This window comes from Dietzia timorensis (assembly GCF_020742175.1).
GTDB classification, from domain to species: Bacteria; Actinomycetota; Actinomycetes; order Mycobacteriales; family Mycobacteriaceae; genus Dietzia; species Dietzia timorensis_A.
The window spans coordinates 1-6,634 of the sequence record NZ_DYXM01000149.1; the positions used below are offsets into that span (position 1 = coordinate 1).

Below are 6,634 nucleotides of genomic sequence, written 5' to 3' on the forward strand. Positions count from 1 at the left end.
GTGCGGGACCGTGGTGAACCCGGCGGTGGAATCGACGCTGAACGCGTTGACGAACGCCACGGGCGATTCGCTGGCCGCATAGAACTCGCACACGCGCGGGATGTTGAACCGCTCCTGGACCTCCTTCCAGATCTCCGGGCGGAGGCCGTTGCCCATGATCATCCGGAGATTGTGCTCGCGCTCCTGCGGGCGGACGGGCTGATTGAGAAGGTAGCGGCACAGCTCGCCGATGTAGATGAACGCCGTCGCATCGAAGTGGACGATCTCGTCCCAGAACCGCTTTGCCGAGAACTTCTCGCCGATCGCGAGGCAGCCGCCGGCACCGAGCACCGCGGACAGCGCGACCGTGAGCGCATTATTGTGGTAAAGCGGCAGCGGGCAGTACAGGGTGTCGGTGCTGCGCAGGCGAGCGCCGGACAGGCCGAACGCGACCATCGCCTTGTTCCACCGCAGGTGAGTCATCTTCGACGCCTTGGGCATCCCCGTCGTTCCGGACGTGAATACCTGGTAAGCGGTCTGCTTGGCGAGAACATGGGTGGTTGACGGCGGATTGTCCGTGCTCGCGTGGCCGCCCATCTGCCGGGCGAGATCATCGAGCCACGGCAGGTCCTTCATGGCGCCGGGCCGCGAACCGGCGGCGCCATCGGCGACACGCAGTACGTGCGCGGTGTCCACGCCGACGACGGTGCCGCACCACTTACTCGACCCCGGAAGCGACTGGTACGCCTCCTCGCATTCGGCGCCGATGAGCATGACCTTCGAATCCAGCAGCCTCTGGGAGTGGTCGAGAACGTCGCCGCGCTGGTGCACGTTGATCATGCCCGCCGAGGCGCCGAGCTTGACCGTGGCAAGCACCGCGAGCAGCGCCTCCGGGCGGTTGGTGATGCATACGCCTACCGTGTCGCCCGAACGCACGCCCTGCGCGTCGAGCACCGAAGCGATGAGGTTGACGCGCTCGTTGGCCTCGCGATAGGTCCACACATCGTCGGCGAATTTGAGAAACGGACGGTCCGGGGCCTTGGCGACATTCTGTTCGAAAACCTGCCCGATCGAACGCTTGTGATTGCTACGAATCGTTCGCAGGAGGAACAGGCCGCGAAAAACCGAGGGAAGGTCCGGGACCATGTCGGGCAGCCCCTTGGCGATATCCAGAATCGACACCGTCGAATAGCGGTTTTCGCGAGCTGAGCTGTCTTTGTGCGGCGCGGACAAGATTCTCCCTGACGTTGCGGTTACGTATGCAATATTCAATTGGCGGGGCGCTAGCACGATCGCGCGACCGGTTCCGAGCCCTAGGGCGTTTCGCGAGGTAGGGGGGACGAGTTCGTGCCGGCGAGGCCACCCCAGCTTAGCTGCACGACGAGTTCGGCTGCGGCGTTCTGGTCGACCTCCTTGTTCGCCACCCGGTCGGCGACGGCCTCGCCCGCGCCGACGAGCGCGACGGCGATGAGCTCGGCATCCTCGCCCGAATACGTGTCCGAGGTCGAGCGCTTGAGCAACTCCGCCGTCATCTCGATGAACATGCGGCGGGTGGAGGTGACCGTCTGCCTGAACGGCGGCTCGGCCTCGGCCTGCCGGTAGACGACGTTCCACGAATCGGCGTTGGATTCGACGAACTGGAGGAACGACGAGATGACCTTCTTAAGGCGCAACTTCGGGGAATCGTCCGGCGCGATCTGGGCTTCGAGGGTGTCGATGAGCCGTCCGGATTCGCGGGTCACGCACGCGAGGAACAGCTCCTCCTTCGAGCCGTAGTACAGGTACAGCATCGGCTTCGAGGTCTCGGCCTGTTTCGCGATCGCGTCCATCGACGAGGAGCGATAGCCGTGCTCGGCGAAGACCTTGATGGCCGCGTCGAGCATCTGCTGTTCCCTGATCGCACGAGGGACCCGCTTGGTTCCGGTGTGCTTATTACGCTCGCCCCCGCGCTGCTCGCGCGGAGCTGCGAACGACGACTTCTTGGAGGATGTGGCTCTGGCAGGCACATGCACCTCCCCATGCTCGACTGCGACGTGATGTGGACGGAAACTCCACGCGGCGCGCGGCGGTCCGCCATGCGCTGTGATCTAACTTACCCGTCAGTAATATATCTCGCTCGGCGGGATCCCGCTCAGACGACCTCCGGCCCGTCCAGGTGTGAGCGCGGGGGTAGGCCCGAGACCGGCGAAGCGGGAGCGCACCGGCCGCCACGCGCCGGATGCGCCATGTTGGGCAAGCCTTGTGGCAGCTGTTAAAGTCACCACAGATACGCCCGCGCCCGGGTTCGCGTCATCGCGCCGGGGCCCGCGCAGCAACCGAAAGGGTCACCTCGAAGATGAAGGCAATGGTAGGAAGTCTTGCCGGAGTAGGCGTCGGCATCGTTGCCGGTGTCATCGTGGCTTTCGGCGCGCAGGCAGCCGTCGCGGAGAATTCGGTCCCCGAGCTCGAGACCCCGCCTGCCGACCAGTCGTTGTTCGGGCAGGTCGAGTACGGCTCCCGCGGCTAACCGAAGGTGGCGTCACCGGCGCTGCAGAAGTCCGCGCCGCGCCTGCGAGGACTGGCCGACTTCGTTCTCGCGTTCCCCGCATTCCTCCTCGTCGTAGGGCTGCAATCGCCCGGCAAGATCGTCTCGGACACCAAATACGATCTTCTGGTCGACCCCGTCGGATTCCTGTCCCGAAGCCTGCACATCTGGACCGATGAGTCGTTTTCCGGGCAGGTGCAGAACCAGTCGTACGGATACTTTTTTCCCCAGGGCGCGTTCTTCGCGGCCGGTCAGCTCGCACATGTGCCGCCGTGGATTACCGAACGGCTGTGGTGGGCGCTCGCGCTGACCATCGGCTTCACCGGTATCTACCGCCTCGCCCGCGCGTTCGGGATCGGCCGCACCCCGTGGCAGATCCTCGGCGCCGTCGCCTATGTCGGCGCGCCGAAGGTACTCACCTCGCTCGGCACGATCTCCTCGGAGATCTGGCCGATGATGCTCGCGCCGTGGGTCGTGCTCGCAATCCACAAGGGACTGACCTCCCGGTGGACCCCGCGCCGTGCAGGCGCCGGGGCGGCGCTCGCCGTGGCGCTCATGGGCGCGGTCAATGCCGTCGCCACCGTCGCCGCGTGCCTTCCCGCGCTGCTGTGGCTACTCACCTCCCGACCGAACCGCACGTGGCGTCGCCTCGCCGGCTGGTGGGTCGGCCTCACCGCACTCGTGAGCATCTGGTGGATCGTGCCGCTGTTCGTGCTCGGCAGCGTCGCGCCGCCGTTCCTCGACTACATCGAATCCGCCGGGGTGACCTCCCGCTGGTCCGCGCTCGTCGAGGTGCTCCGCGGCTCGAGCAGCTGGGTGCCGTACATCTCCCCGAACGTCGGCGCCAACGAACAGGTCGTCGCGACCCCGCTGGTCATCATCGCCACGGTCGTCGTCGCCGGCGCCGGTCTTATCGGGCTTGCCTGGCCGGGCGCGGCCCAACGGGGTGCCGCCGCGCGGCCCGAAGACCGCGCGATCGCCCATCGCGGCCGTCTCACCCTCATCGCCGGGGTAGGACTGCTCTTGTTGACGGCGGCCTACGCGATCCCGGGCCCCGACTGGATCACCCCCTCCTTCCCCTTTGCCGGTGCGGTGCAGGATTTCCTCGACGGCGCCGGCGCCCCGCTGCGCAACGCCCACAAATGGGAACCGGTCCTGCGCCTGCCTCTCGTCCTCGCGGCGATCTATTTCTTCACCCGCGCCGCGGGCCGTCTGCCGAGGGGCGCGGGCTGGCGCCCGCATGCGCTGCGCCTCGAGCGCATCGAGCGCTACCCCGGGCTCGCCGGAGTCTGCGCGATCGTGCTCGCTCTCGTGCTCGCGTTGACCCCTGTGTGGCGGGGTGAGCTCGCCGCGAACGGCCCGCACGACGCGCCCGCCGAGCATTGGTCCGAGGCCGCCGACTGGTTGGCGACGAACGCCGCAGATTCCCGCGCGCTGGTTGCGCCCGGCTCCTCCTTCGGCGTCCAGGTGTGGGGCACCTCGCGGGACGAGCCGATCCAGCCTCTCGCCGAGTCTCCCTGGGCGGTGCGCGATTCGATCCCGCTGCAGCCCGCGCCGGCGATCCGGGCACTCGATTCGGTGCAGCGCGTCTTCGACTCCGGCCGCCCCTCGCCGGGGCTGTCGGCGACGCTTACGAACCAGGGCATCGGCTATGTCGTCGTGCGCTCCGACCTCGTGCCCCAGACCGGCGGCACCAGGCCCGCCCTCGTCCACCAGGCGCTGCGAGAATCGGGCGGATTCACGCCCGTCGCCCGCTTCGGCGATCCGCAGGGCGCCGCGCCGATCGTCGGCAAAACCGCGACCGCGACCGTCGATTCCGGGCTGCGCCCACAGGTTCCGTCGATCGTCATCTACCGCGTCGGCTCGGCTACCGATCTCACTCCCTACTCCGTCCCGCTCGACCAGGTACCGCAGGTCTCGGGCGGCCCCGAGGCTCTCGCGCGGCTCGACGATTTCGCCGCCATGCGCCCGGGCGCGGCGGCGGGTTCCGGCGAAGGCGCAGGCGCCGAGCCGACGACCCGGCTGCTCGCGAAGGACGCAGAGGCGGCCGGGGCCGCGGGGGCCGAGGGGATGGGCACGTCCGCCGTCATAGGAACCGACACACCCGGGCTGCGGGAAACGGACTTCGGTAGGGCCTCGCAGTCGACGTCCGCGCTGCGCACTCCCGGGCAGGAGCGGACCACCCTGAGCCCGCGCCTCGACTACGCCGCACGAATCGATCCGGATGACGGCGAGCAGCCCGATCCCGGGGCCGACGATTCCGAGTCCTCGCTTACCCACGTGCGGTGGCGCGGGGGCTCGATCTCGGCGTCGAGCTCGGCGGGTGCCGCGGACGAGCCCGGGCCGGTCGCGCAGGGCGAAGGGGTCGCTGCGCTCGCGGACCGGGACGAGCGCACCACGTGGCATTCCCGCGGAGGCGACGGCGCGTTCGGGCAGAGCGTGCGCGTGGACTTCGACGCCCCGCGCGACCGGCTCGTGCTCACCGTGCAGACCCCGGACTCGGACGAGCTCGCCGGTTCGCCGGTGGTGCGGGTCAAGGTCGAGACCGACACCGGCTCGACTGTCGCGTCGATCACCCCGGGGGAGCCCTCGACGATCGCGCTGCCCACCGGTGCCTCGACGTTTGCAGAGGTGACGGCGGTGGCCACCGAATCCGGGACGCGCGGCTTCGATTTCGCGATCTCCGAGCTCGGGCTGCGCAGCGGCGGCGAGGACGTGACCCCGCGGCGCGAGGTTTACGTTCCGCCGAGCGGGCGGCAGGTGCTTGGCTGGTCGCTCGGCACGCAGTACCCGGGCCGCTCGGCGTGCATGCCGGAGGCCGGGCGCATCGCCGGGCCCGGTGGCCGGCCCGGACCCGAGGCCGCCACGGCGTGCGAGGACGGGTTCGCGGTGGCCGGCGAGGAGCCGGGTGAATTCACGCGCACCCTGGACTCGGCGAGGGACGGCGAGTTCCGCCCGCTGCTGAGCGTGCGGGCCCGCGCCGGCGGAGCGCTCGACGCGCTGCTCGCCGCCGGTCGCGACGAGCTCACCGCGAGCGGGGACGCCGACGTCGACGATCCGCTCGGCAACGCGCTGGCCGCCGTCGACGGGGACCCTGGCACCGCGTGGCGCGCGCCGCAGTCCGTCGCCGACGAGAAAGAGAAGGCGAAGGCCGAAGGTATGGGCGCGGATGCCGGTCCAGATGCCGGGTCGAAGGGGGCCGAGCTGCGTGTCGCTCTGCCCGAGCGCGGCCGCATCGGATCGGTGCGGATCTGGCCCACGGCGGCGGTAAACGGGGCGCGACCGGAAGTCGTCGAGATCGAAATCGGCGACCGCACCGAGCGCGTCGACCTCACCGACACCGCGCCCGAATCCGATGGCTCGTGGATCCTCGACATCCCCGACGCCACGGCTTCGGAGGTCACCATCCGCGTGCTCGAGTATTCGACCGTGCGCAACGATGCCGGCTCCGGCTTCACCGCCCGCCCGCCGGCGATCGGGGACGTACGCCTGCTCGGCACGGACGGGCTCCCGCTCGCCCGGCCACTCGGCACCGGCGACGAGCCGCTGCGCGTGCCGTGCTCGGAGGGCCCCGTGGTCCGTGTTCGAGACGCACAGGGCGCGCTCGTGTCCGAAACGCGCATGACGGTGACGACCACGGTCGACGCGCTGCGCCGCGGCGAGCCCGTCCTCGCCGCGCCGTGCGGCAACGAGCCGGCGCGAGTGCCGGCGGGCGAGGCGACCGTGACGGTCGACCCGGGCCCCGCGCTGAGCGTCGACGGGCTCGAGTTGTCTCCGGCCTCGGCACGCGCGGGCGATCCGGCCCTCGGCGAGGCCGCGCAGGACCGCGCGGACACCGTGGTCGAGGAGAACGGGCCTTCGCGGCGAGTTCTCGAGCTGACCACGCGCACCGGCGACGCGGGAACCCTGCTCGTCGTTCCGCAGTCGTACAACACCGGATGGAACGCGCGCCTGGTCACCGCCGACGGCGACTCGGAACTCACACCGATCCCTGTCGGCGGCTGGCAGCAGGGCTGGATTCTTCCTGCCGGGGTCGACGCGGGCGCGAAGATCGTCATGGATTTTCCGCTCGACGGCTACTACCGCGCAGCCCTCTCCACCGGTCCGTTCGCGCTGGCCCTGGTGTTGTGG

4 protein-coding genes are annotated in these 6,634 nt (G+C 69.7%); 2 read left to right on the forward strand and 2 right to left on the reverse strand.

Annotated features, from left to right (window positions below; genetic code table 11):
- On the reverse strand, nucleotides 1–1,161 hold a 1,161-nt coding region (locus K8V11_RS08215), incomplete at its 3' end, for an AMP-binding protein (RefSeq protein ID WP_303912594.1).
- Between the two features lie 131 nt (nucleotides 1,162–1,292).
- Complete coding sequence (locus K8V11_RS08220) at nucleotides 1,293–1,862, reverse strand: TetR/AcrR family transcriptional regulator (protein ID WP_303912601.1); 570 nt, start codon at nucleotides 1,860–1,862, stop codon at nucleotides 1,293–1,295.
- A gap of 461 nt (nucleotides 1,863–2,323) precedes the next feature.
- Between K8V11_RS08220 and K8V11_RS08225 the strand changes: the two genes are divergently transcribed.
- Both K8V11_RS08225 and K8V11_RS08230 read left to right on the forward strand, forming a co-directional pair.
- Entirely contained in the window at nucleotides 2,324–2,485 is a 162-nt protein-coding gene (locus K8V11_RS08225; protein WP_231887267.1) for a DUF2613 domain-containing protein, read from the forward strand.
- A gap of 6 nt (nucleotides 2,486–2,491) precedes the next feature.
- Nucleotides 2,492–6,634, forward strand: a 4,143-nt coding sequence (locus K8V11_RS08230) for an alpha-(1->3)-arabinofuranosyltransferase family protein (RefSeq protein WP_303912598.1), incomplete at its 3' end; no start/stop codon positions are given.

Coding starts and splice junctions, on each gene's coding strand:
- K8V11_RS08220 (WP_303912601.1), bottom strand. CDS start 1,862: ATGCTCGACGCGGCCATCAAGGTCTTCGCCGAGCACGGCTATCGCTCC.
- K8V11_RS08225 (WP_231887267.1), top strand. CDS start 2,324: ATGGTAGGAAGTCTTGCCGGAGTAGGCGTCGGCATCGTTGCCGGTGTC.